The organism is Methylobacterium sp. Ger2507, from assembly GCF_055231875.1.
On record NZ_JBUYVC010000001.1, the window covers coordinates 4,245,329 to 4,270,712 of the forward strand.

At 65.0% G+C, this 25,384-nt stretch carries 15 protein-coding genes; 9 read left to right on the forward strand and 6 right to left on the reverse strand.

From position 1 onward, the window contains the following. Positions 1-44: 44 nt before the first annotated feature. Positions 45-2,477, reverse strand: a complete 2,433-nt coding sequence (locus ACV7NL_RS19685) for a penicillin-binding protein 1A (RefSeq protein ID WP_056184248.1) — start codon at positions 2,475-2,477, stop codon at positions 45-47. A gap of 234 nt (positions 2,478-2,711) precedes the next feature. Next, positions 2,712-3,995, reverse strand: a complete 1,284-nt coding sequence (locus ACV7NL_RS19690) for an N-acetylmuramoyl-L-alanine amidase (protein WP_463356597.1) — start codon at positions 3,993-3,995, stop codon at positions 2,712-2,714. A 799-nt stretch (positions 3,996-4,794) separates the two neighbouring features. On the opposite strand from ACV7NL_RS19690, the gene ACV7NL_RS19695 reads away from it, so the two are divergent. After that, the gene (locus tag ACV7NL_RS19695; RefSeq protein ID WP_463356598.1) at positions 4,795-7,878 is read left to right on the forward strand and encodes an Rne/Rng family ribonuclease; all 3,084 of its coding nucleotides are present in this window, start codon (positions 4,795-4,797) and stop codon (positions 7,876-7,878) included. A gap of 60 nt (positions 7,879-7,938) precedes the next feature. On the opposite strand, the gene ACV7NL_RS19700 is transcribed toward ACV7NL_RS19695, so the two are convergent. Next, entirely contained in the window at positions 7,939-9,117 is a 1,179-nt protein-coding gene (locus tag ACV7NL_RS19700; protein WP_463356599.1) for a pyridoxal phosphate-dependent aminotransferase, read from the reverse strand. A 161-nt stretch (positions 9,118-9,278) separates the two neighbouring features. On the opposite strand from ACV7NL_RS19700, the gene ACV7NL_RS19705 reads away from it, so the two are divergent. The 5 genes from ACV7NL_RS19705 to aat all read left to right on the forward strand — a co-directional run bounded on the left by ACV7NL_RS19705 (position 9,279) and on the right by aat (position 14,023). Next, positions 9,279-10,067: a DsbA family protein gene (locus ACV7NL_RS19705; RefSeq protein ID WP_463356600.1), complete on the forward strand. Its 789-nt coding sequence runs from the start codon at positions 9,279-9,281 to the stop codon at positions 10,065-10,067. 113 nt (positions 10,068-10,180) lie between these two features. Further along, positions 10,181-10,663, forward strand: coding sequence for an acetyl-CoA carboxylase biotin carboxyl carrier protein (gene accB, locus ACV7NL_RS19710; protein WP_056482066.1), 483 nt, complete (start codon positions 10,181-10,183; stop codon positions 10,661-10,663). Positions 10,664-10,677: 14 nt separating this feature from the next. Continuing rightward, positions 10,678-12,033 carry an acetyl-CoA carboxylase biotin carboxylase subunit gene (gene accC / locus ACV7NL_RS19715; protein WP_056184260.1) on the forward strand — a complete coding sequence of 452 codons (1,356 nt, stop codon included), beginning with the start codon at positions 10,678-10,680 and terminating at the stop codon, positions 12,031-12,033. Between the two features lie 863 nt (positions 12,034-12,896). Next, on the forward strand, positions 12,897-13,229 hold the full coding sequence (locus ACV7NL_RS19720) for a hypothetical protein (RefSeq protein WP_156376029.1): 333 nt from the start codon (positions 12,897-12,899) through the stop codon (positions 13,227-13,229). 125 nt (positions 13,230-13,354) lie between these two features. Continuing rightward, a complete protein-coding gene (aat, locus tag ACV7NL_RS19725; protein WP_463356601.1) occupies positions 13,355-14,023 on the forward strand; it encodes a leucyl/phenylalanyl-tRNA--protein transferase in 669 nt (222 codons plus the stop codon). A 23-nt stretch (positions 14,024-14,046) separates the two neighbouring features. Here aat and ACV7NL_RS19730 read toward each other — a convergent pair whose 3' ends face one another. Together ACV7NL_RS19730 and ACV7NL_RS19735 are read right to left on the reverse strand one after the other, a co-directional pair. Then, positions 14,047-14,691, reverse strand: coding sequence for a DUF2155 domain-containing protein (locus tag ACV7NL_RS19730; RefSeq protein WP_244476873.1), 645 nt, complete (start codon positions 14,689-14,691; stop codon positions 14,047-14,049). 146 nt (positions 14,692-14,837) lie between these two features. After that, positions 14,838-15,254, reverse strand: coding sequence for an NADH:ubiquinone oxidoreductase subunit NDUFA12 (locus ACV7NL_RS19735; RefSeq protein ID WP_056184269.1), 417 nt, complete (start codon positions 15,252-15,254; stop codon positions 14,838-14,840). A gap of 495 nt (positions 15,255-15,749) precedes the next feature. Between ACV7NL_RS19735 and ACV7NL_RS19740 the strand changes: the two genes are divergently transcribed. Both ACV7NL_RS19740 and ACV7NL_RS19745 read left to right on the forward strand, forming a co-directional pair. Next, positions 15,750-19,481 (forward strand): vitamin B12-dependent ribonucleotide reductase, encoded by a 3,732-nt coding sequence (locus ACV7NL_RS19740; RefSeq protein WP_463356602.1) that lies wholly within the window; start codon positions 15,750-15,752, stop codon positions 19,479-19,481. 833 nt (positions 19,482-20,314) lie between these two features. Then, positions 20,315-20,509, forward strand: a complete 195-nt coding sequence (locus ACV7NL_RS19745) for a hypothetical protein (protein WP_463356603.1) — start codon at positions 20,315-20,317, stop codon at positions 20,507-20,509. Between the two features lie 320 nt (positions 20,510-20,829). Here ACV7NL_RS19745 and ACV7NL_RS19750 read toward each other — a convergent pair whose 3' ends face one another. Beyond that, positions 20,830-23,985, reverse strand: coding sequence for an efflux RND transporter permease subunit (locus tag ACV7NL_RS19750; protein WP_463356604.1), 3,156 nt, complete (start codon positions 23,983-23,985; stop codon positions 20,830-20,832). A 148-nt stretch (positions 23,986-24,133) separates the two neighbouring features. Here ACV7NL_RS19750 and ACV7NL_RS19755 point away from each other — a divergent pair, with 148 nt between their 5' ends. Then, on the forward strand, positions 24,134-25,345 hold the full coding sequence (locus tag ACV7NL_RS19755) for an efflux RND transporter periplasmic adaptor subunit (RefSeq protein WP_463356605.1): 1,212 nt from the start codon (positions 24,134-24,136) through the stop codon (positions 25,343-25,345). Positions 25,346-25,384: the final 39 nt, after the last annotated feature.

The window sequence follows — 25,384 nt, forward strand, 5'->3', positions numbered from 1 at the left end:
AGCCCCGGAGAGGGCGCCGGGGCTGTGTTCAGCATAAGGGGACTTCAGTAAAGGCCACCGGCCTGAGCGGCGCGGTCGGCATCCGGCGGCACCGCTGCCGGACCGCTGGACTGCTGGGCCGGCGCAGCGACGTAGGCGTCCGGCGGTGCGGTTCCGGGTTTGAACGCCTCGAGGATCGTGCCCCCGCCTTCACCCGAGCCGGCACGCATTCCGGACGAGGCGGAGACGCGGATCAGCTTGATGCCCGGGGGCACGCGGAACGGCGTCGGTGGTTTGTCCTTGAGGGCCAGCTTGAGGAAGTCGAGGGCGATGGGAGCCGCGAGGCCGCCGCCGGTGGCCCGATCGCCCAGCGAGCGCGGCTTGTCGAAGCCGATATAGACGCCCACCGCGAGGTCCGGTGAGAATCCCACGAACCAGGCATCCTTGGCGTCGTTCGTCGTCCCGGTCTTGCCGGCAAGCGGTTTGCCGATCTGCTTCAGGATGGTGGCGGTGCCGCGCTGGACAACGCCTTCCATGATCGAAACCATCTGATAGGCGGTCAGCGGATCGAGCACCTGCTCGGAATCGTCGACGAGCTTGGGTTCGTCCTGGCCCGACCATTTATCCGCGTCGCAGCCGAGGCACTTGCGGTTGTCGTGCTTGTAGATGGTTTCGCCGACGCGATCCTGGATGCGATCGATCAGGGTTGGGCGAATGCGCCGCCCGCCATTGGCGAGCATCGAGTAGGCGGTGACCATACGCATGACGGTGGTCTCGCCGGCACCCAGAGCCATCGGCAGCACGGGCAGCATGTCGTCGTAGACACCGAAGCGGCGGGCGTACTCGGCGATGAGCGGCATGCCGACATCCTTGGCCAGCCGCACCGTCATCAGATTCTTCGAGTGCTCGATGCCATAGCGCAGGGTGTGCGGCCCGCCGGACTTGCCGTCGTAGTTCGACGGTGTCCACGCTTCCTGGCCGGGGCCCGCCTCGATGGTGATCGGAGAGTCCTGCACGATGGAGGACGGGGTATAGCCGTTGTCCAGCGCCGCCGAGTAGACGATCGGCTTGAACGACGAGCCGGGCTGACGCATCGCCTGGGTGGCGCGGTTAAACTGGCTCTCGTCATAGGAGAAGCCGCCGACCATCGCGTGGACGCGACCGGTATAGGGGTCCATCGCCACGATGGCGCCCGAGACCTCGGGACGCTGACGCAGGCGGTACTGGTTGCGGCTGGTATCGGTCGCCTCGACGTAGACGACGTCGCCCGCGTTCAGAGCCGCAGCGGGCGAGCGCCCGGTCCAGCGGGTGCCCTCTGCCGTGATCGTGCCGGTCTCGCGATCCTTCGAGACATGGCCCGAAGCTTCACGGCGCGGCTGGAGTCCGATCTGTGCGGCTCCCCCGGTGGTGCTCAACACCACAGCGAGGCGCCAGGGCTGCACGTCGCCAAGACCCGGAACCTCTGCGACGGCGAGGCCCCAGTCACGACCCACGAGATCGACCTTGGCCTGCGCGCCGCGCCAGCCATGCGACTGGTCGTAACGGATCAGGCCGTCCACGAGTGACTTGCGTGCCCAGGCCTGCATCTTCGGATCGAGCGTGGCGCGCACGGAGAGACCACCCTCGTAGAGCTTCTTCTCACCGTAGCGCTCGGCGATCTCGCGGCGCACCTCCTCGGTGAAGTAGTTGGCGTTGGCGGCATTGGCGAAGGCGACGCGCGGGTTGACGCCGAGTGGCATCTTGCGGGCGGCTTCGGCCTCCTCCTTGGTGATGTACCCGTTCTGGGCCATCAGCCCAATAATCTCGTTGCGCCGGTCCAGCGCCTTCTGGGTCTGGCGATAGGGGTGATAGTTGTTCGGCCCCTTCGGCAGCGCGGCCAGGTAAGCTGCTTCGTTGATCGTCAGTTCGTGCACCGACTTGCCGAAGTAGTCGAGCGCAGCCGCCGCGACGCCGTGCAGGTTGCGGCCGGGCACGATGGTGCCGAGGAAGATTTCGTTGAGATAGAGTTCGAGGATCTTATCCTTCGAGTAAGCCGCCTCGATCCGGAAGGCGATGAGCGCCTCCTTGGCCTTGCGCTCGAAGGTCTGCTCCGGCGACAGGAGGAAGTTCTTGGCGACCTGCTGGGTGATGGTCGAAGCACCCTGCTTCTTGCCGCTCTTGAAGTTCGTCAGCGCTGCGCGCACCAGCCCTTCGGGGTCGACGCCGCCATGCTTGTAGAAGTTCTTGTCTTCAGCGGACAGGAAGGCCGCGACGACGATTTTCGGCATCGCTTGGATCGGCAGGTAGAGGCGGCGCTCCGTGGCGTATTCCGCTAGCAACGAACCATCCGCCGCATGAACGCGGCTCATCACCGGCGGCTCGTAATTGGCGAGCGCGGCGTGGTCGGGCAGGTCCTGGCTGAACTTCCAGTAGAAGAACGCTCCCGCGCCCGCGGCCAGCACGAAGATCATCGCACCGACGCTGAACAGGAAGCCGAAGAAACGAAGGATGAAGCGCATCCGGGTCCCGTCCGTCGATGATCCACCGCCGCCGGTCGGCCGTGTCAGCGCGCGCCAGCATGGCGTGCGCTTCCTCGGACCGTGTCCCATCCCGAAATGCAAGGGTCCCGCCGCGGATTTGCGGTCGAGGCCACGATGTCGGCGGCGTTCGCTCATGAGCGCCGCGATCCATCCCGCCGAGACGATCGGCGTCGGTGTGACCGGGGCGCTGTGAGCCCCGGTTTCACACGTATTCTATGGTGAAACTGGGGCGATTGCCGCCGACCGGCGTGCCGGCTGCGGCCGCGTCAGAGAGGTCCGACTTCCGAAGAACGCATCGATGGCCTTGGCCATGCCTCCGGTCACCTCGGCGCGCCAAGCCTCCGATTGCAGAAGGTCGAGATCGCGCTTGCTGGAGAGATAGCCGAGTTCGACCAGGACCGATGGGACATCCGGCGAGCGCAGGACCTGGAATCCCGCCTCGCGGTGCGGCTTTGTGCTCATTTCCATCACGGGTCCGAGATGGGTCATCAGTCCCTTGGCGAAGCCCGAAGAGAAGGTGCGGGTTTCGCGCAGGGTCAATTCCTGGAGGATATCTGCGACATGGCCGGGGCCTTCGTTCGATTCGGTGCCCGCTGCCGCGTCGGCACGGTTCTCGCGCTCGGCAAGCTTGGCTGATTCGGCGTCGGTAGCCTTCTCGGAGCCGGTGTAGATCGTGGCGCCGCGCACCTGAGGCGCCGATGAGATCGAGTCCGCATGGATCGAAACGAAGAGGTCGGCCTTCGCCTCGCGGGCGAGGCGGACGCGTTCGGAGAGGGGAACGAAGACGTCGCGGTCCCGCGTCATCCGCACCCTGTAGCGTCCGCTGGACTCGAGTCGGGCCACCAGGGCTTGGGCGAAGCCGAAAACGATATCTTTCTCGAATACGCCGGTTGCCGCGATGGCCCCCGGATCGGTTCCGCCATGGCCGGCATCGACCATGATGAGCGGGCGCGCGTCCGTGGGCTCCGGTAAGATCGCCGCTTTGCGCTGGGCGGGCGCGGGATCGCTTGAGACGGCGGCACGCCGAAAGCCCTCACGATCGCTGCGCTGGAAGTCGATGCTGAGCAGCACGGCGCCGTCGCGGGCCCGCGTGACCGTTTCGATCCGGCCCACCGTGGCGGGCTGGGCAAGGTCGACCACGATGCGCGACCGGCCGGGTGCGAACAATCCGTAGCGGAAGGAGGAGACGACGCCCTCGCGCTTCCGTCCGGTCTCCGGACCCAGTTGAAAGTTCACTTCCGCGAGATCGATCACCGCCCGGTCGGGACGCTCCATCACGAAGGCCTTGGCGTCGATGGCCTTCGAGAGCGTCAGGGTCAGCTTCGTCGTCGCATTGCTGGTGGAGAGATCTGCTGCGATGGCGACGGCGGCCTGAGAGCTGGCCCCGCGCAACTTTTCATTGTCCTGAGCCTGCGCGCTCGGGCAAACGAACGGGATCGCGCCGGCAAAGATGAGGGCGACGAGGGCGGAGCGGAGAAGGCGTAAGCGTCTCTGCATCGTTCCGGCATTCATCCTCGGGAGGACAAGCACGCCCCGGTTGGGCATGCTGTTAGCGAACTGCGATATGAAGCAGCCTCTACGAGATACGGACCGGATGGTTAACCGTTCCTCAAGCGGTGCCCCCACTTCCGCGGAGCTTGTGTCTCCACGGCGACAGGCTCGCGCAACACGGGAATCCAGGCAGGACGCCGGGGGCCGAGCCCAGGATACGGACCGATTCAAGCGGAAGACCGCGACCCGCAACAGGAAGGTCCTTGCCAAAACGTCGCGACGCTCTGTAATGATACGGTCCCCTTCCCGGCGCCGTGCGGTTTGCTCCGCGGCCCGCGGGTGCGATCCGGCTTCTTGCTGGATAGCCTTCGCAGTCGGTTCCCCGCGTCAGACAATGCGGCATGGCGAGGCTGGGTGGGAGTCGGTTCATTCGGTGGCTTTTTCGGCCGTCGCACCGTTCTTGGAATGCACGCCTGTCCTCGGACGGGCCCACACAGTCTTCGCGAGGTCAGGGAGAGAATGAGCGGACACACAGCATCGGTTGCCGTTGCTCGTGTTCAACGCCTGCGCGTTTCGCGTGGCGCCGCCGTCTCGTCGACCCTGGCCAGGATCAACCCCACGCGCGCCGAGATCCGGCGCCCAACGGCGGTTGACGGCAATCCCTTCCCCACAGCTTCCGCGACCCCCTTCCCCGGGTCGTCACGTGCACCGATCCGCCAGGCCAGTGAGCCTGGACCGAACGGCGCACCATCGGGACCGAGCGGTTCGAGGAGAACGACGTCGACCGCCATGTCGAAAGTTCGTCATGGCCAACAACAACAAGATGCTCATCGACGCGATGCACCCGGAGGAGACTCGGGTCGTCACGGTCCACGGGTCACGGGTTGAGGAATTCGACTTCGAGGCCGCCAATCGGCGCCAGCTTCGCGGCAACATCTATCTCGCCAAGGTAACGCGCGTGGAGCCCTCGCTCCAGGCGGCCTTCATCGAGTACGGCGGCAACCGCCACGGCTTTCTCGCCTTCAGCGAGATCCATCCGGATTATTACCAAATTCCACTCGCCGACCGACAGGCATTGCTGGAGGACGAAGCCCGCGAGGCCGAGGAGCACCGCGAGCGCGAGGAGCGTAAGCCTCGCCGCCGCTCGCGCGGTCGTCGCGATGGGACGGCCGCCAAGCGCGCTCGGACCTCCGATACGGTGACGTCCGAGGATGTCGCCACGTTCGTCGAGAACGATTCCGCGATCGGCGCAACGGACGCGCTCCTCGAGGGCGGCTTCACCGATGGGTCTCAGGAAATCGCTTCGCGTGGCGATGCCTCGACCGACCTGCCGCAATCCGATCTCGGCAGTCCCGAGACACCCGCCTCTTCATCGGAAGCCTCCGAGGATCAGGCCCTCGTCGGTGCTACGGCCGAGGCGCCGATCGCCCCGGCCGTCGAACTGGCTCTCGAGGCTGCACCGATGGGTGACGGCGCGGCAGTTGGTTCCTCTGAGCCCGAGTCTCATGAAGTGGAGCCCTCGGACGCTGAATCTTCGAACGCTGAATCTTCGGAGACCAGGTCGTTCGAAGGCGAGACTTCTGTCGCCAACCTCCATGTCGAGCCTGAATCCGAGGATGACTCCGACGAGGAGGATGACGAGGACGAAGAAGAGGACGATTCGGACGACGAGTCCGAGGATGATGACGATTCCGACGAGGATGAGGACGACGACGAGTCCGAGGGCGAGGACGGCGAGCGTCCGCAGAAGATCGCGCAGGTTGGCGGCGACGCTCTCGCTGAAATCCCCGAGCGTCCGCGCACGTATCGCCGGCACTACAAGATCCAGGAGGTGATCAAGCGCCGCCAGATCATCCTGGTGCAGGTCGTCAAGGAGGAGCGCGGCACCAAGGGCGCGGCGCTGACCACCTACCTCTCGCTGGCTGGCCGCTACTCCGTTCTGATGCCCAACACCGGTCGTGGTGGCGGCATCTCCCGCAAGATCACCTCGGCGGCCGACCGCAAGCGCCTCAAGGAAGTCGCGCAGGACCTGGAAGTGCCGGAGGGCATGGGCGTCATCCTGCGCACGGCCGGCGCTTCTCGGACCAAGCCGGAGATCAAGCGTGACTTCGAGTACCTGATGCGCCTGTGGGAGAGTGTACGCGAGTTGACGCTGTCCTCCTCCGCACCGGCGTTGGTCTACGAGGAAGGCTCGCTGATCAAGCGCGCTATCCGCGACCTCTACAACAAGGATATCGACGACATCCTGGTGGCCGGCGACGAGGCCTACCGCGAGGCGCGCGACTTCATGCGCATGTTGATGCCGGGCCAGTCCAAGGTCGTGCAACCCTATCGCGACCCGACGCCGATCTTCGCGCGCTATGGGGTCGAGCAGCAGCTCGACGCGATGTTCTCGACCCATGTGACCCTCAAGTCGGGCGGATACCTCGTCATCAATCCGACCGAGGCCCTCGTCTCCATCGACGTGAATTCGGGTCGCTCGACCCGCGAACACGACATCGAGGACACTGCCCTGCGCACCAACCTGGAGGCGGCCGAAGAGGTCGCCCGCCAGTTGCGCCTGCGCGACCTCGCGGGCCTTGTCGTCATCGACTTCATCGACATGGAGGAGAAGCGCAACAACCGCGCTGTCGAGAAGAAGCTCAACGAGTGTTTGAAGAACGATCGCGCCCGCATCCAGGTCGGTCGCATCTCGCCCTTCGGTCTGCTGGAGATGAGCCGTCAGCGCATCCGCACCGGCATGCTCGAGAGCTCGTCCCTCCCCTGCGCCCATTGCGGCGGTTCGGGCTATGTTCGTGCCACGTCTTCGGTGGCGCTGCAGATCCTGCGGGCGATCGAGGAGTCGCTGCTCAAGAGCACCAGCCACAACCTCATCCTCAAGACACGCACCGAGGTGGCGCTCTACATCCTCAACCAGAAGCGAGCTCATCTGCGGGAACTCGAAGTCCGCTTCGGCGTCTCGGTGACGATCGCCGCCGATGAGCGCTTGGCCGCCACTTCCGCCTTCCAGCTCGACCGGGGTGAGCTTGCGACGCGGGCCGAGGGGCCGGTCACCGGGGTGCGTGCGGTGGCAATCAATTCCGCCCTGGAGCCCGAGGAAGATTTCGATCCGGAGATCGAGGAGGAGATTGTCGAGGTCGAGGTTGAGGCCGAGGAGGTCGAAACCGATAGCTCCACCGAGGAAGCACCCGAGAAGACTTCCGAGAGCGGCGATGGCCGAGGTGGGCGTCGGCGCCGGCGTCGCCGTCGTGGTGGCCGCCACGAGACCGGCGATCAGGCTGGTGGCGAGAGCGCTGCCACAGACGGTGACGACGAGGGTGAAACCGAGGAGCCCGAGGAGATCGCTGCGCAGCCTGAGACCGACGAGAGCGTTTCGCCTGCCGAAGCTTCGTCCGCTGGCGAGGATGATGGCAGCGGTCGCCGCCGTCGTCGTGGTCGTCGCGGGGGTCGTGGTCGCGACCGCGATGGCCGTACCCGGGACGGCGAGGGCAATGCCCAGGAGTTCGCTAACAAGGAGCTTCCGAACTCGGATTTCGGTGAGCGGCCGGTTGCTTCGGTCGAGGGAGACGAAGGTGCGAGTGATGCGCCGTCCGCCTTCCTCGGCGGCGAGGAGCCCGTGAGTGCCGAGGCGGTGTCCGAAGCCGTGGCCCCGTCCACGCCGCAAGCTTCGGGATCGTTAGCGCTGGAATTGCCGATCGCAGCCGAGAGCGATCAGGGCAATGTGGCCGCTCCTATCGATACCCTGGAGGTCTCCGTCGAGCCGGCGTCAGTCCCGGCGATGCCTGCTCACGAGCCGGTGGCGGTGGTTCTCACGCCGCCCTCGGACCCGGATCGTCCAAAGCGTGCCGGCTGGTGGTCGCGCACCAAGGCGGCCCTGACGGGCGAGTGAACGCCGTCACACCGGTATGAACGGAGCGGGGTGGGCGTGATGCCCGCCCCGCTTTGCGTTTCAGCGCAGCCACGCCTTGAGGCGTCGCACCGCATCGACGCAATCGGCGTTGGAGCCGGCGAAGGAGAATCGGACGTGGTGGCCCCCATCCTGTGCGTCGAAATCCAAGCCCGGGGTCGCCGCAACCCCCGCTTCGTCGAGCATGCGCCGGCAGAAGGCGACCGAGTCGTTGGTCAGGTTGGAGACATCGGCATAGAGATAGAAGGCGCCATCGGCTGGATGTGTCCGCCCGAGTCCGAGACCCGGGAAGGCGTCGAGCAGCAGCGCTCGATTGGCGGCATAGCCCGCCCGCACGTCTTCAACCTCCTCAACCGCGTCGAAGGCAGCCAGTGCAGCCACCTGCGATAAGTATGGCGGTGAGATGTAGAGGTTCTGGGCCAGCCGCTCGACGGGACGGGCGAGCCAGTCCGGTACCACCATCCAGCCGATGCGCCATCCGGTCATGCACCAGGTCTTTGAGAACGAGTTGATGACGATCGCTTCGTCATCGTAGCGCAGGGCGGTCTCCGTCGGCACGCCGTAGGCGAGCCCATGATAGATCTCATCGGAGATGAATCGGAGGTTCAGCGCCCGGGCCGTGGCGCAAAGGTCAGCGAGGCGTTCGGGCTCGATCACCGTGCCGGATGGGTTCGCCGGACTCATCACCAGGATGCCCGACAGTCCTTCGCGTTCGTGCAGCGCCCGCAGGGCGGAGCCGGTCGGAGCGAACCGGTCGGCATCTTGCAGAACCAGGGGCGCCGGGACCAGGTCAAGGGCATGCAGCAGGCTGCGATAGGCCGGATAGCCCGGCTGCGGCACCGCGATGCGGGCGCCGGCATCGAACAGCCCGAGGAAGGCCAGCACGAAGGCCGCCGACGAGCCGGTGGTCACCACGATGCGGCTCGGTGATACCGCGACTCCATAGGTCTCCGTATAGTGGCGCGCGATGCGCTCGCGCAGAGCGGGCAATCCCAGGGCCTGGGTGTAGGGCAAAGCGCCGTTCGCAAGTGCAGCCTGCGCTGCCGCGATCACGGCTCGGGGCGCCGGTGCCGAGGGCTGGCCGACCTCCATATGGACGACGCCCTCCCCGCGCGCCTCGCGCGCTGCGGCGGCCGACATCACGTCCATGGCCAGGAACGGCGCAACGCGGGCTGCGCGCTGCGATGAGAACTTCGGAGCGAGGATCGGAGCTTGTGTCATCCGCCCCGTCATAGCCCCTGCGCAGGACCTGGGACAAACCCGCCATTCCACGATTGACCGCCCGCCGCGAAAACGCCTAACCCGGCCGCTAACCGCATGTCGAATTGAGATGCCCCCCGATGGCCGGCCTACGCCTGACCGGTCCCGCCCCGCGAGGACGTATGCCCCTCTTCCGTTCCCTACTCTGCGCCACGTTTATTGCCGGCACCCTAGGTGTCGCCTCGGCGCAGACCACTCCGAGCCAAACCGCTCCGGCCGCTGCGTTCACGGACGTTCAGCGCCAAGCGATCGAGGGCATCATCAAGGACTATCTCGTCAAGAACCCGGACGTGCTGCAGGAGGCGATCGTGGAAAGTGAGCGCCGCCAGCAGGAGACGCAGGAGCTTGCTCAGTCTGCCGCACTCAAGGAGGCGCGTGAGGCCCTGATCAATTCACCCCATGGCGTGGTCGCGGGCAACCCGAATGGCGACGTCACGATGGTCGAATTCTTCGATTACAATTGCGGTTATTGCCGTAAGGCGCTGTCGGACATCCAGGCGCTCATCAAGGGCGACCCGAAGCTTCGCGTCGTCCTCATGGACTTTCCCGTTCTTGGTGCCGGGTCGCTGGAGGCGAGCAAGATCGCGCTGGCCGCCAAGCAGCAGCTCAAGGGGGATAAGATCTTCGAATTCCACACCAAACTTTTCGAACTCAAGGGTGGGGTGAACGGCGAACGCGCGCTGGCCGTTGGCAAGGAAATGGGTCTCGACGTCACCCGCCTGCTCAAGGATGCGCAAGGTCCGGAGGTGCAGGCTGCCCTGTCCGAGAACGTCGGGCTCGGCGACAAGCTCGGCCTTACGGGGACCCCCGCCTTCATCATCGGCGACGAGGTTATCCGGGGTGCGTTGGGCGTCGAGCCGATCCGTAAGACCATTTCTGACGTGCGCCAGTGCGGCCACGCGAACTGCTGAACCCACCCGTCCTCCGCATTCGATCCGTCGCCGCCTTGCGAGTCTCGCATGGCGGCGTCATTTCCCGTCGATCCTAGCCGCACCCTGCGCCTGACCTGAAGACGACCGAGCCGATGTCCAAGAACGACCCCTTCGATCCGGAGCTCGTCCGCGAGCTCGCCAAGCTGATCAACGAGACCGATCTCAGCGAGATCGAGGTCGAAAAGGGCGATCTGCGCATCCGCGTCGCCCGCCGCATTGAAGCGGTCCAGGTGCAGGTTGCCGCGCCTGCGCCGGCTCCCGCGATGGCAGCCGTCTCGGCTCCCCTCGCCACTCCGGGTCCGGGCGGCGGGGTCGATCGCGGCAAGGCCGGCGCCGGGCATCCGGGGGCCGTACCCTCCCCCATGGTCGGTACCGCCTATCGCCGCCCGTCGCCGGAAGCGAAGCTGTTCGTCGATGTCGGGTCCAAGGTTGAGGCGGGCGAGAAACTCCTCCTGATCGAGGCGATGAAGACCTTCAACGAGATCGTCGCTCCTCGTTCCGGCACCGTCACCGCCGTCTTCGTCGAGGACGGGCAACCCGTCGAGTTCGGCGAACCTCTCCTCGTCATCGAGTGAGCCGGGCCGCACCCATGTTCGAAAAGATCCTGATCGCCAACCGGGGCGAAATCGCCCTGCGCATCCTGCGCGCGGCCAAGGAACTCGGAATCGCGACCGTGGCGGTCCATTCCACGGCCGATGCCGATGCGATGCACGTGCGTCTGGCCGATGAGAGCGTCTGCATCGGCCCACCGGCGGCCCGCGACAGCTACCTCAACATTCCGTCGATCATCGCCGCCTGCGAGATCACCGGGGCCGACGCGGTTCATCCCGGATACGGCTTCCTCTCCGAGAATGCCCGCTTCGCCGAGGTGCTCGCCCATCACAATATCGGCTTCATCGGTCCTAAGGCGGAGCATATCCGCATCATGGGCGACAAGATCGAGGCCAAGCGCACCGCAAAACGTCTCGGTATTCCGTGCGTTCCCGGCTCGGAGGGCGGCGTCGAGGAACCCGAGGAAGCCAAGCGGATCGCGGCTGAGATCGGGTACCCCGTCCTGGTCAAAGCCGCTTCCGGTGGTGGCGGGCGCGGCATGAAGGTCGCCCGGACCGAGGCCGATCTCGAACAGGCGCTCGGCATGGCCCGGACCGAGGCCAAAGCGGCCTTCGGTGACGATGCGGTCTACCTGGAAAAGTATCTCGAGAAGCCGCGCCACATCGAGGTTCAGGTGCTCGGGGATGGACGCGGCAATGCGGTGCATCTGGCCGAACGCGACTGCTCCCTGCAGCGACGGCATCAGAAAGTCTGGGAGGAAGGCGGATCCCCGGTCCTCGACGCTGAGATGCGGGCCGAGATTGGCGGCATCTGCGCCCGCGCGATGCAGGAACTCAAGTATCTCGGCGCTGGTACGGTAGAATTTCTCTACGAGGATGGCCGGTTCTACTTCATTGAGATGAATACGCGCATCCAGGTCGAGCATCCGGTAACCGAGATGATCACCGGGATTGATCTCGTGAACGAACAGATCCGTGTTGCGGCCGGCCTGCCTCTGTCGGTGACGCAGGATGAGATCAAGGTGGAAGGTCACGCCATCGAGTGCCGGATCAATGCCGAGCATCCAGCGACCTTCCGACCCTCACCCGGTCTGATCACCTACTTTCATCCACCCGGCGGCCTTGGGGTTCGCGTCGATTCGGCTGTCTTCCAGGGCTACCGGATTCCACCGAACTACGATTCCCTGATCGGCAAGCTGATCGTGCATGGCCGCACGCGCAACGAGTGCCTGATGCGCCTGCGCCGGGCTCTGGACGAGTTCGTGGTCGACGGCGTCGATACCACCTTGCCGCTCTTCCGGACCCTGGTTCGCAACCTGGATGTCCAGAACGGAGATTACGATATCCATTGGCTGGAGGGGTTTCTGGCCGATGGTGGCCTCGATGAGCCCTAGGCAGGCAAGCACATGAAGCGCCGGTGGCGGAGAGCCGCGGAACGCGTTGGCGGGAGGCCGGTTTCTTGTCTATCCGCTGCACTGGTGTCTCGTCCCGGGGGGTACCAGCTTCATCACAAGGACGTTCTCCTGTGCGCTTCGATATTTCTTTGATCGTTGGTCTTCTGCTTGCCGGTCCTGCACTGGCGCAGTCTCCCTCTGGAAATGTCGGCCAACCCGAGCGCGCTGTGCCGCAAGCCGAAGGTACGACGAAGGGTCCGATCGACAATCCCTCCACACGCGGCATGGCACCGGCGGAGGGCGCCACCGCACCGGTGGGCGAGCGTGGCATGAGTCATGGAGCTGGTGCAGTGGACTCGGCGAAGGGCGGCAACGCGAACGACACCAACCGGAGCGTTCCGAACACCGGTAGCACGTCAGGCGGCCCAGCCCGCTGAGGCGTTCTTCGCTCCTCATCCCGCGACCGATCCTCTCTTGAAAGCCGGCTCCTTACGGGGCCGGTTTTTTTGATCTTGGTCATCGGATCGGCTGGGATTGCTGAATCTCGTGTGAGATTGCGCACAACTAGGTTGTGCTTGAACGTCCTTCAAGTGACGCGAAAGATATCGTCGTCATCCGCATCACCGCTGCAAAACGCTGCGAACTGAGCGTTTAAGGCTCGTTTTGATTCGCCTGGGAATGATTTCGGATTCGTCCATTGCGTGGATCTGCGACACATTGCCAGCAAAACATTCACCGGAACGCATTGAGGGTTCACGGCTTCTCACCCCACGTCAGTCTGGCGGAGACGCTGTGAGCCAAGGGTGCTCAGCGGCAATTCTCCACGTCAGCGACTGAGTATTCCTAACGACCGAAAGACGTCCATGCGCACCTTCAGCCTCAGCTTCGTCGCCGCAACGCTTATCGCCACCGCAGCCCTCGCCCAGTCGCCGTCCGGCAACGTCGGCCAGCCCGAGCGTGCGGTTCCGCAGGCCGGCGGCACCACCCGTGGTCCGATCGACAACCCGTCGACGTATGGCGCCTATCGCAACGTCGATGGCCGCGTCGACATGAACGTCACCGGTTCGGTCGTCGAGGCGCCCTACACCTCGAACCGCGAAGCGATCGTCGATGATTCGGCCAAGGGTGGAAATGCTGAGCAGCCGAACCGCACTGTGCCAAACCTTGGGACCACGTCCGGCGGTCCGAGCAACTGAGACACGCGAACGTTCCTCGTCCAGGTCGGGGCGGAGCCGCAAGGCTTCGCCCTTTTTCCTTATTTGAATCCCTGTCGGACGCACCGCCCCTGGCCTTCCGCGCAGCTCCGTTTCAAAATCATCGCATGTACGATAGCGACCGTGTTGAGATCACGCCCGAGATCCTGCTGAAGGCCTATGCGGCCGGGATCTTCCCGATGGCGGAGGATGCGGACGACCCGGCCATCTACTGGGTCGAGCCGCGCGCGCGGGGGGTTCTGCCCCTCGACGGATTCCATGTCGCGAAGCGGCTTGCCCGGACGGTGCGTTCCGACGTGTTCGAGGTTCGGACCGACCAGGATTTCGATGCGGTGATCGCCGGCTGTGCCGCTCCACGCGGCGATGCCGAGCGAACCTGGATCAATGGTCGAATTCGTGAACTTTATGGCGCTTTGTTCGACTCCGGGTATGCTCACACCGTCGAGGTCTTCCTCGAAGGTCAGCGGGTCGGCGGCCTCTACGGCGTGTCCCTCGGGGCCGCGTTCTTCGGGGAGAGCATGTTTCACACGGTGCGCGATGCCTCGAAGGTTGCGCTTGTCCATCTCGTGGCGCGCCTGCGGGCAGGCGGTTACCGCCTCGCCGACACCCAGTTCGTCACCGATCACCTGACGCAGTTCGGCGCCGAAGAACTGCCACGCCATATCTACAAGCGGCGACTCGCCGAGGCGATTCTCCAGCCAGCCGATTGGGACGTCTGGCCAGGGGACGGCTCCGTCGGTGGACGGCAGGCCCTGGCCGCGCTCGGAGAGGGCTGAGTGCGCTGCGTTCCGCGGATGTCTTAGCGGAACAGGGCGTCGAACAGCGATTGCGGCTGTTGCGGCGGCGGCGGAGCGGCCGCCGGACCCTCGTTCGACGGGAAGAACTTCCGTGATGGCTTCTGCTTGGGCTGCACCGGCACACCGCGCGGCGCTTCCACATCCACCTGCCCGTTCGGGTTGACCTGCTGGGCGGTGCGCGTCGCGTCCTGCCCGCCCTTCGGACGCCGGGTCTTCTCCGGCTTGGAAGCCATCGCCGGCACGTCTTCCTGCTCGCGCGCCTCGGCGATCACATCAGCACCGCCCTTACAATCAACGAGCCAGACATCGTAGATCGGATGTTCGATCGCATGGAGCCCCGGGCTCGAGGCGAACATCCAGCCCGTGAAAATGCGACGGTACTTGTTATCGAGCGTCACCTCGTCGACCTCGAGGAATCCCGTGGTCTTCGGACTCTCGGTCGGTGGCCGGCTGTAGCAGACGCGCGGCGTCAATTGCAGGGCGCCGAACTGCACCGTCTCGTCGACAGCCACCTCGAAGGAGACGATACGCCCGGTGATCTTGTCGAGGCCGGAAAACACCGCAGTCGGGTTCTTGATCTTGTCGGCGGAAGCCGGAACGGCGAGCAGGCCCGTCGCGATCGACGCGAGGATAAGGCGCTTGACCACGGGGCGGTACGATCCTGCTGTGCTGCGGCTCACGGGCGCCCCCTCTCGGCTGCGCTCTCATCGGAGCGGCGGTGCGAGGGCGAGGTTAGGCCTGAGAAGATTGGTGGAAAAAGGGCCGCGGCGTCCCGAATGCCGGGCGTTCGGGATCAGTTGCCCGGGCTCCATGGAACGTAATCGCCGGTCGCCGCCGGTCGCTGGCCGACATTGAGCTGCGAACCGCGGGGCCGATAGGCACCGCTCGTGCCCGTGAGATTTTCAACGTGAGGCTTCTGCCACTCGCGTGGCGTGTAAGTCTCCTCGCTCGGTGGCACATCGCCGTTGTGGCAGAGCCAGCTGCGCCAGCCGGGAGGGACCTTCGAGGCGTCGGCGTAGCCGTTATAGACGACCCAGCGCCGTTCGGTTCCCACGGAGCGATCAATGAGCGCTCCCTGTGCGCGATAATAGACGTTGCCGTGATCGTCGGAGCCGACCCGCTGCCCGCGCCGGGCCGTGTACAGCGCGAGCGACATGGTCTGCCCGTTCCACCAGGTGAAAATCCGCAGGAGCGTGTCCTTGAGAGCCATTGCGTTCGCCTGATTGGGGCGTGGAAACCCCGCCATCGAGTGTCGGCGGGACTATGGTGAGGTGCCCCCCGTAAGTCCAGTCGCCGTGGCCCCCTCCGAGACCGGGTCGGTGGCTGCGAATGAGGCGGAAATCCCACACCCCAGGCGTTAACCATCCCTTCGACGAAGGTGGCGATCCGACAGCCTGTGGGTGGAAAACTTTTCGCAGGCGAATCTCTCAGGCCGAAAGGGCACTTACGAAGGCCTCCGGGATATCCACAGGATTCAGCTCCATCCTACTACATCTAGCCGGGAACACGCAGTCGGCACACTAGTTATTGACGTGAGCCCCCTCGGCGGGATACCTTCGGAACATCGCCGAGGCTGTCGCGTCACCGGCGGATCACCGAATTTTCGTTGCTGAGTTCAGCGCTTCGCGAGCGGTCGCGGACGCTTGCCATCTTCCTTCTTGGACACGGTGCCGCGCTCCGATGCGTGGCTCGGGAGACAGGTTACATGCGGTTCGAGCGGCGCCATACCACGGCCGGGCAATCCCCCTACGCGACGATTCCCTTTCGCAAGACGCTGAGCGAGATCCGCAATCCGGACGGCTCGACGGTCTTCCGCTTGGACGGCATCGAGGTGCCGGAGAGCTGGTCCCAGGTGGCGAGTGACGTCCTGGCGCAGAAGTACTTCCGCAAGGCCGGTGTGCCGGCGGCGCTCAGGAAGGTCGAGGAAAACGACGTGCCGTCGTTCCTGTGGCGTTCCGAGGCTGATCTGAACGCCCTTGCCGAGCTGCCGGAAGCCGAGCGCTACGTTTCCGAGATTTCGTCCACGCAGGTGTTCGATCGTCTCGCCGGGTGCTGGACCTACTGGGGTTGGAAGGGGGGCTACTTCAGTTCCGAGGAGGATGCGTCGGCATTCCTCGACGAACTGCGCTTCATGCTCGCTCGCCAGATGGTGGCGCCGAATTCCCCGCAATGGTTCAACACCGGCCTGCACTGGGCCTACGGCATCGATGGGCCGGCGCAGGGCCATTATTATGTCGATTACCGCGCGGGCGAGCTGACGAAGTCGGCCTCTTCCTACGAGCATCCGCAGCCGCATGCCTGCTTCATCCAGGGCGTGCAGGACGATCTCGTCAACGAGGGTGGCATCATGGACCTGTGGGTCCGTGAGGCGCGCCTGTTCAAGTACGGCTCAGGCACCGGCTCGAACTTCTCGATGTTGCGCGGCGAGAACGAGAAGCTCGGCGGCGGCGGCAAGTCCTCCGGGTTGATGTCCTTCCTCAAGATCGGCGACCGGGCGGCCGGTGCCATCAAGTCGGGCGGGACGACGCGTCGCGCTGCCAAGATGGTCATCGTCGACATCGACCATCCGGATATCGAGCAGTACATCGACTGGAAAGTGAAGGAGGAGCAGAAGGTTGCGGCCCTCGTCACAGGCTCCAAAATCGTCTCCAAGCACCTCACTGCGGTGATGAAGGCCTGCACCCAGTGTGAGGCCGAGGGCGACGCCTGCTTCGACCTGGAGCGTAACCCTGTCCTGAAAAAGGCCGTGAAGGCCGCGCGCAAGGACATGGTGCCGGATTCCTACACCAAGCGGGTGATCCAGTTCGCCCGCCAGGGTTTCACCAAGATCGACTTCCCCGTCTACGACACCGACTGGGATTCCGAAGCCTACCTCACAGTGGCCGGGCAGAATTCGAACAACTCGGTCTCGCTGACCGACGATTTTCTGCGCGCCGTGGAGAACGATACTCCTTGGGAGCTGAAGGCCCGCACTACCGGCAAGACCACGAAGACGCTGCCGGCGCGTGAGTTGTGGGAAAAAATCGGCGAGGCCGCCTGGGCTTCGGCTGATCCGGGCCTGCACTTCAACACGACGATGAACGATTGGCACACCTGCCCGGCGGGCGGGCGGATCCGTGCTTCGAACCCATGCTCCGAGTACATGTTCCTCGACGACACCGCCTGTAACCTCGCCAGCGCCAACCTGCTGACGATGTATGACCGAGCCGCGAACCACTTCGACGTCGCCGCCTTCGAGCACCTGAACCGCTTCTGGACGGTGGTGCTGGAAATATCGGTGATGATGGCGCAGTTCCCCTCCAAGGAGATCGCCGAACTCTCGTTCCGCTACCGGACGCTGGGCCTCGGCTACGCCAATATCGGTGGCCTGCTGATGAGCATGGGCCTGCCCTACGACTCGGATAAAGGTCGTGCCCTGGCCGGCGCCCTCACGGCCATCATGACTGGTGTCGCCTACGCGACGTCGGCGGAGATGGCCGGTGAACTCGGAGCCTTCCCGGCTTACGAGGAGAACGCGGACGCCATGCTCAAGGTGATCCGCAACCACCGCCGCGCGGCGCATGGCGAGGCGGAGGGCTACGAGTTCCTGTCGATCGCCCCCGTACCCCTTGACCTCGCTAACGTCCCCCAGGCCGACATCGCCGAGCGGGCGAAGCATGCCTGGGACCGCGCCCTGGCGCTAGGCGAAGAGCACGGGTACCGCAACGCGCAGGCGACCGTGATCGCGCCGACCGGCACGATCGGCCTCGTGATGGATTGCGACACCACCGGCATCGAGCCCGACTTCGCCCTGGTGAAGTTCAAAAAGCTCGCGGGCGGCGGCTATTTCAAGATCATCAACCGTGCAGTGCCCGACGCCCTGCGCACGCTCGGCTACCGCGAATCGGAGATCGCCGAGATCGAGGCCTACGCCGTCGGTCACGGGTCGATGGGCCAAGCCCCTGCGATCAATCCGGGCTCCCTCCGCGCCAAGGGCTTCACCGATGACAAGCTCGCCGCCGTCGAGGCTGGCCTGAAGCAGGCCTTCGACATCAAGTTCGTGTTCAATCGCTGGACGCTGGGCGATGATTTCCTCACGGACGTGCTGAAGGTTCCGGCCGAGAAGCTGGCCGACCCGACCTTCGAGATTCTGCCCTTCCTCGGCTATTCGAAGAAAGACATCGAGGCGGCCAACACCCACATCTGCGGCGCGATGACCCTTGAGGGAGCCCCCTTCCTCAAGACCGAGCACTACGCGGTGTTCGATTGCGCCAATCCGTGCGGCCGCATCGGCAAGCGTTATCTCTCGGTCGAGAGCCACATCCGTATGATGGCGGCGGCGCAGCCCTTCATCTCGGGGGCCATCTCCAAGACCATCAACATGCCCAACGACGCCACCGTCGAGGATTGCAAGAACGCCTACAAGCTGTCCTGGACCCTGGCCCTCAAGGCCAACGCCCTCTACCGGGACGGCTCGAAGCTGTCGCAGCCTCTGAATTCGGCCCTGATCGCCGACGAGGAGGACGATGCCGACGAGATGATCGAGGCTCTGGCCGCAGCGCCGGCCGCCGCCAAGGCCGCGCAGGTCGCGGAGAAGATTGTCGAGCGGGTGATTGAGCGCGTCGAACGTATCCGGTCGCGGGAGAAGATGCCCCATCGGCGCAAGGGCTACACCCAGAAGGCGGTCGTGGGCGGGCACAAGGTCTACCTCCGCACCGGTGAGTACGATGACGGTCGCCTCGGTGAAATCTTCATCGACATGCACAAGGAGGGGGCCACCTTCCGCAGCCTGATGAACAACTTCGCCATCGCGATCTCGCTGGGCCTTCAATACGGCGTGCCCCTGGAGGAATATGTCGAGGCCTTCACCTTCACCCGCTTCGAACCCGCGGGCTTCGTGCAGGGCAACGACGCGATCAAGAACGCGACCTCGCTTCTCGACTACGTGTTCCGCGAGTTGGCCGTGTCCTATCTCGGCCGCGCCGACCTCGCCCACGTCAACCCATCCGAGATCGGCGGCACGGTGATCGGCGGCGGCGAGACCGACACCACCCGCGATCCTGCCCGGACGGAAACCACCGCAGCCAGTGTGGTGTCCCGCGGCCTCCTGCGCGGGTCAGCCGACCGTCTCACCTTGATCCAGGGTGGACCGGCCGGCGGAACGGTTGGCGTCGGTGCGGCCTCCACCGGCCAGACGTCGCCGGCCGGTGGCGTAGTCCACGCTTTGCGCGGCGCGACGGCGCTGAAAGCCGAGCCGGTTGCGGCCGGACGCGCCGAAGCGCTGGTCGACGCCCTCCCCTTCGCCAAGCCGGAGCGATCGGTCTCTGACCGCCGTGCCGAAGCAAAGATGAAGGGCTATGTCGGCGAAGCGTGCCCCGAATGCGCAAACTTCACCCTGGTCCGCAACGGCACCTGCCTGAAGTGCGACACCTGCGGCGGAACAACTGGGTGCAGCTGAGCTGGATGCGGGCGGAGTAGCTGTGATCCAAATTTGTGTTTAGTCGTTTCAGACAATTGGGAAGTTCCTTCAGCACCTAAAGAATGCTCTGGAAGCGCCCTTTCGAGGTTTTATGCAAAGGCTACTACTCAAAATGCGAGATCTCTGGGTTCGAAGTTGGGTGGCCGCACGAAGAAGGCATTTCTCTTGTTTGGAACGGAAGGCGAGGGTCGCCTCAATTGAGCTTCGACTTCAGAGATCTGGGGCTTTGTAGATCTTGATAGCTTGGTCGGCCCACTTGGGGCCGGCCAAAAATACTAGGAAGAACAAACCAAGAAAGTTTGGCCTGGAGGAGCATTGCTTTACCCTGATGATTGCATGGAACCTGGCGTGGAACTGCAGACTGTGGGTAAAGTTATCTATTACTACCAGAAGTTGAAGTTGGAGCTGCCCAAAAATTTTCAAACGATACGTAATCTGACGGACTAAAGACTCGAGCAGCTGTCGGGCTCGATCATGGCCAAGGTCGCAGTCAAATAACAGCTGCACGCTCAAGCCGCGCTGAACTTCACCGGCTGGCGTGAAATCGCGCGATCGGGGCTTCTGCTACACGGCATCATCTTGCTGATGGGTCTGCCGGATACCCGCGAAACATCCTTGGCGCGGAAATTTGCCAACAAGGTCGCGCGATTCTTCAGGGCCACAGGCATGAGGTTGCTTGAAGTGGACCCTCATATGCTGGGTTACTCAGCTATGGGAACAACCTAGATGGCGGTCTCCGAGCTGTTCGCACCGATGAAGGCGAAGCCGCATCAGCCGGTCCGATCGTCGTTTTTCTCGACGCGATCGAGACGTTGGCAACGGACCGCAGCAAGCTCAGGTTGGATGCAAACCCGATCGACATCCATCGCGCGACGGATACCGGTCTGACCCAGCTCGACGACCTCGCGGAGAAGCATCCGGTCATACTCTTCGAGGCGAAAGCAACTTTCCCGACGCGGTCGATGCCGCATTTGCACGCAGGAGATCGCGCAGCAATTGGCACGTAGCATCGGGAGCGACGCCGACAATCCTAGCCCCCTTTGCCTCGATCTTATCCCGTCGGGCGGCCCTGCATTGGCGTGACTGCCCTCGGACGACGTCCGCGCTCGCGGGACACCACCAACCGGTCGCTGTACTGAAGGGCCGGTTTTAGGAAAGCGCCCACGTCTGTCCAGATGCTTGGCATGGATCGCGATCGAAACGTCCGCCTGGGGTCAAAAGCAGCATGGCTGCTTGCAAAGCGATACGGCGCCTGAGCAGACGGATCAAAGGGTGTCCTTTCCGGAGAGACACGTTTGTACGTCAGGATCTCCTTCGAGGCAGGCAATCACTCTGCCGGCTGAGGCATCCTTGTGTCATCTGTCTCCTCCCGCGAGGTGGGGGATTTGCCAAGCAAGCGCTCGAAGGCGACGTAGAAGGTCGGCGTTACGAACAAGGTGATGAAGGTCGCCACCAGGAGGCCGCCGATCACGACGGTGCCCATGGAGATGCGGGCGTTGGCGCCCGCGCCGCTGGCGATGGCGAGGGGCACGGACCCCATGATGAAGGCGAAGGACGTCATCAGGATCGGGCGCATGCGCAGGCGAGCGGCGTCCTGCGCAGCCGTCAGGACGTCCTCGCCCTGCTTGCGCAGGTCCTCGGCGAAGGCCACCACCAGGATGGAGTTCTTGGCGGCCAGCCCCACGAGCAGCAGGAGGCCGACCTGCCCGAAGATGTCGAGGGCGAGCCCGCGGATCGCCAGGAAACCCACCGCGCCGAAAATGGCGATTGGCGTCCCGAGCAGAATGACGAACGGCAGGCGCAGGGACTCGTACTGTCCGGCCAGCAGCAGGAAGATCATCAGCGTACCGAGGCCGAAGATCAGCGGTGCGTAGCCGCCGGCGATCTTCTCCTGATAGGCGACGTCGGTCCATTCCACTGCATAGATCGTTGGCAGCTTGGCATCCGCGAGCGCCTCGATCGCCGCGATGGCGGTGCCCGAACTGGCACCCTGTGCCGTGTCCACGGCGATCTCGATGGTCGGGTAGGTGTTGTAGGATAGGACTGCCGTCGGGCCTGTGACGAAGGATGTCTGGATCAGCGAGCCAACCCGCACGGGCTCGCCGCGGCTGTTGAGCACGGTCAGTGCCTCGACGTCCTGGATCGTCCGCCGGCCCGATGCCTCGCTCTGGACGTAGACCTGGTAGACGTAGCCGAAGCGGTTGAAGAGGTTGACGAAGCTCGAACCCACATAGGTGCCCAACGTATCGAACAGGTTTTGGAGCGGCACGCCGAGTTGCTCGGCCTTGGCCCGGTCGATCTCAAGCCGCATCTGCGGCACGCCGTAGGTGGTGGTGGGGATGGCGCGGCCCACGGAGGGCAGCGTCTCCATCTCAGCGATGAAGCGGTTGGCGGCCTGCGCCAGCTTCAGGCCGCCGGTGCCGCTGCGGTCCTGCAATTCCAGAGTCAGGCCGCTGCGTGATCCGAGGCCCGGCAGGGGCGATGGATTCACCACACGGACCTGCCCATCGGGATCGTGCTTGAAGCGCTTCTGAACCGTCGCGATGACGTCGCTCACGCTCTGCTCGCGTTCGCCCCAGGGTTTGAGGGTCGGGATCTGGAATCCGTAGAACGGCGCGATGGCGTCGGCCAGGATGCTGCGCCCGGTCACCCCGATGGTGTGCTCCACGCTCGGAATCGCGCGCAATGTCTCGCCCAGGCGATCGACCATGGCGTTGGTGCGCGCCACCGAGGCCCCCTTCGGCAGGACCACGTCGGCGAAGAAGTAGCCCTGATCCTCGTCCGGCACGAAGCCGGAGGGACGCTGCATCGTCATCCACACCGTCACGGCGGCGAGGAGCAGGAAGGCGAGGCCCACCAGCGCGACGTGGCCGGTGAGCCAGCCGATGGCCGCCACAAGCCGGCGGCTGGTACCTTCAAGCATAGCGTTGAACCAGCGCAGGGGGGCGCGCCAACGGCTCTCGTCCTTCGCCTCCGCGTCGCGGTGCTTGAGGATCAGCCCGCACAGTGCCGGGGTCAGGGTGAGGGAGACCACCGCCGAGATCAATACGGAAATGGCGATGGTGAGGGCGAACTGATTGTAGAGCTTACCGGTAAGGCCGGGAATGAAGGCCACCGGGACGAACAGGGCGGCCAGCACCAGGGTGGTGGCGATGACGGGTCCGGCCACCTCCGTCACGGCCTCGCGCGACGCTTCGCGTGGCGCCATCCCCTCGTCCATCAGGCGCTCGGTATTCTCGACCACGATGATGGCGTCGTCCACCACGAGGCCTACGGCCAGCACCATGCCGAGGAGGCTCAAGGTGTTGAACGAGAAGCCGAGCAGCGCCATCGGCCCGAAGGTGCCAACCAGCGCCACCGGGACCGCGATCGCTGGGATCAGGGTGGCGCGCCAGTTCTGCAGGAACAGGTAAGTCACGATCACCACGAGGGCCAGCGCCTCGAAGAGGGTCCGCACGACTTCGAAGATCGCCTCCTTGACGAATTCGGTGCGGTCGAGGGCGATCCGGTACTTGAGGCCGGGCGGGAAGCGCTTCGCGAGGTCGGTCATGGTGGCCCGCGCGCCGTCCATCACCTGCACGGCGTTCGCGTCCGGGTTCTGATAGAGACCGAGGGTCGCCGAGGGCGCCCCGTCGAAGCTCGACCGGACGCCGTACTGCTCCGAGCCGAGCTCGACACGGGCGACGTCGCGGATGCGCACCACGGATCCGTCCGGGTTGGCGCGCAGGAGGATGTTGCCGAACTCCTCGGGCTGGCGCAGGCGCCCCTGCGTCACCAGTTGCAGTTCGAAGGCGGTCGCCTGGTCCACCGGCGGTTTGCCGAGAGTGCCCGTGGTGATTTGGGCGTTCTGCTGGCTGATGGCGTCCGTGACGGCACTGGGGCTGATGCCGAGCGCCTCCATCTTCAGCGGATCGAGCCAGACCCGCATGGCGTAGCGCTTGTTCGAGAAGTTGACGATGCGGCCCATGCCCTGCACCCGGCGCAGGGGCTTGATCACCTGTGTCTCGGCCCAGTTGGCGAGGAACAACTCGTCGTAGGGGGCGCCTTCTTCCGCATAGAGGACGATGTTGCCCAGCCGCTGGCGGGAGCTCTTCGTGATCTCCAGCCCTTGCGCGTTCACCGAGGGCGGGAGCTTCGCCTCTGCCCGATTGGCGCGGGTCAGCACCTCGGCGGCGGCGGCGTCGAGGTCCGAGCCAACCTCGAAGGTCGCGTCCATGCTGACGCTGCCGTCGGTGTTGCTGGTGGAGCTGATGTAGAGGAGATTCTGCGCACCGTTGATCTCCTGCTCGAGGGGGATCGCGATGGCCTCGTAGGCCTGCTGCGCACTGGCGCCCGGGTAGGTCGCCTGGATGTTGATGATCGGCGGGGCAATCTCGGGAAACTGCGCGATGGGCAGGGTCAGGCCCGCGACGGCTCCGATCAGCGTGATCAGCACGGAGATGACGCCGGCGAGCACCGGCCGGTCGACGAAGCGAGCGAACATGCGAGATCGTGACTTTCGGTCTTGCGGCGCGATGGGCTCGAAGGCCGCGATCGTCGACCCCGCGGTGCAACGTCCGGTCTTCAAGCGTGTTCCTCTGGCGCTGGGCGGACGCGGAGGTCCGGCCCTTCGACCTCAGGAGCGTCATCGGGTGCGGGCAGCTGTCAGGGTTGGGATCGGGGTAGGGCTGGCCGGGCTGGCGGGCGCGGGCGGATGGTATGCGGCCGGACGGCCCTCGCCGAACCAGATGATGGCCGCACTGCCGCTCACCGCCGACAAGCGCGCAGCCGAGCCGGACGAGCCGCCCCTGGCAGTCCGGTTTGTCATCGCCCGGACGGCGCAGGTTCCGATCGCCTTCACCTATACGGGCACCATCATCTCGCAGCAGGACGCCACCCTCCAGGCGCGGGTGACCGGCAACGTGACGGAGCGGCCCTTCGAGCCCGGTGGACACGTCAAGAAGGGGCAGGTGCTTTTCCGCATCGATCCGCGCCCGTTCGAGGTGGCGCTCCAGACGGCCAAGGCACAGCAGGCGCAGGCGCAAGCGCAGCTCACCTTCGCGCAAGCGGAGGTCGACCGCACCGAATCCCTGGCCGATAAAGGCTACGCCACCGAGCAGCGCTTCCAGCAGTTGCAATCGAACCGGACCTCGGCCGTCGCCCAGGTGCAGGGGGCGGAAGCCGCCATCGCCCGGCAGAACCTGAACCTCGATTACGCCATCGTGAACGCACCCTTCGACGGTCGGGCCAGCCTCTCGACCATTAATCCCGGCGACCTCGTCATCGAGAACCAGACGCAACTGGTCTCGGTGGTTCAGCTCGATCCCATCGACATCCAGATGGCGCTGTCGGCGGAGGATTCGGAGGCGATCCGGGCGGCGATGACGGAGGGGAGCGTCACGGTCGCGGTCCTGGATGCCCAGGGCAAGCCCGTGCGCGAGGCCAAGATCTACCAGCTCGACAACCGCTTCGATCCCCGGACTGCCCGGCGCCTCGTCAGGGCCCTGATGCCGAATGCCGACGAGCGCTTCCTGCCGGGCCAGTTCGTCCGCGCCAGCATCCGGACCGGCACGAAGGACAGGCTGCTGGTCCCGACCGCATCCCTCGACGCCCAGCTCGCCCAGCAGATCGTCTACGTGGTCGATGCCGAGGGCAAGATTCAGCAGAAGCCTGTCACAACCGGCGACACCTTCGGCGAGAACACCGCGATCCTTGACGGCCTCTCGGACGGCGACCGCGTCGTGGTCGATCACCTTCAGGAGATGCAACAGGGCCTCGCGGTCGTGGGGCGGCCGGCGGGGGATGGAGAGCCGGACCGGGAACCGGGGGATGCAGGCGCACCGGCTCGGAAGGAGCCCGGCTGAGCGCGGCATCACGGTCTTCGCCCCAATCCCGCCACCCCA

Coding starts and splice junctions, on each gene's coding strand:
- ACV7NL_RS19740 (WP_463356602.1), top strand. CDS start 15,750: ATGCGGTTCGAGCGGCGCCATACCACGGCCGGGCAATCCCCCTACGCG.
- accB (WP_056482066.1), top strand. CDS start 10,181: ATGTCCAAGAACGACCCCTTCGATCCGGAGCTCGTCCGCGAGCTCGCC.
- ACV7NL_RS19720 (WP_156376029.1), top strand. CDS start 12,897: ATGCGCACCTTCAGCCTCAGCTTCGTCGCCGCAACGCTTATCGCCACC.
- ACV7NL_RS19685 (WP_056184248.1), bottom strand. CDS start 2,477: ATGCGCTTCATCCTTCGTTTCTTCGGCTTCCTGTTCAGCGTCGGTGCG.
- ACV7NL_RS19690 (WP_463356597.1), bottom strand. CDS start 3,995: ATGCAGAGACGCTTACGCCTTCTCCGCTCCGCCCTCGTCGCCCTCATC.
- ACV7NL_RS19735 (WP_056184269.1), bottom strand. CDS start 15,254: ATGGCTCTCAAGGACACGCTCCTGCGGATTTTCACCTGGTGGAACGGG.
- aat (WP_463356601.1), top strand. CDS start 13,355: ATGTACGATAGCGACCGTGTTGAGATCACGCCCGAGATCCTGCTGAAG.
- ACV7NL_RS19695 (WP_463356598.1), top strand. CDS start 4,795: ATGGCCAACAACAACAAGATGCTCATCGACGCGATGCACCCGGAGGAG.
- ACV7NL_RS19700 (WP_463356599.1), bottom strand. CDS start 9,117: ATGACACAAGCTCCGATCCTCGCTCCGAAGTTCTCATCGCAGCGCGCA.
- accC (WP_056184260.1), top strand. CDS start 10,678: ATGTTCGAAAAGATCCTGATCGCCAACCGGGGCGAAATCGCCCTGCGC.
- ACV7NL_RS19705 (WP_463356600.1), top strand. CDS start 9,279: ATGCCCCTCTTCCGTTCCCTACTCTGCGCCACGTTTATTGCCGGCACC.
- ACV7NL_RS19750 (WP_463356604.1), bottom strand. CDS start 23,985: ATGTTCGCTCGCTTCGTCGACCGGCCGGTGCTCGCCGGCGTCATCTCC.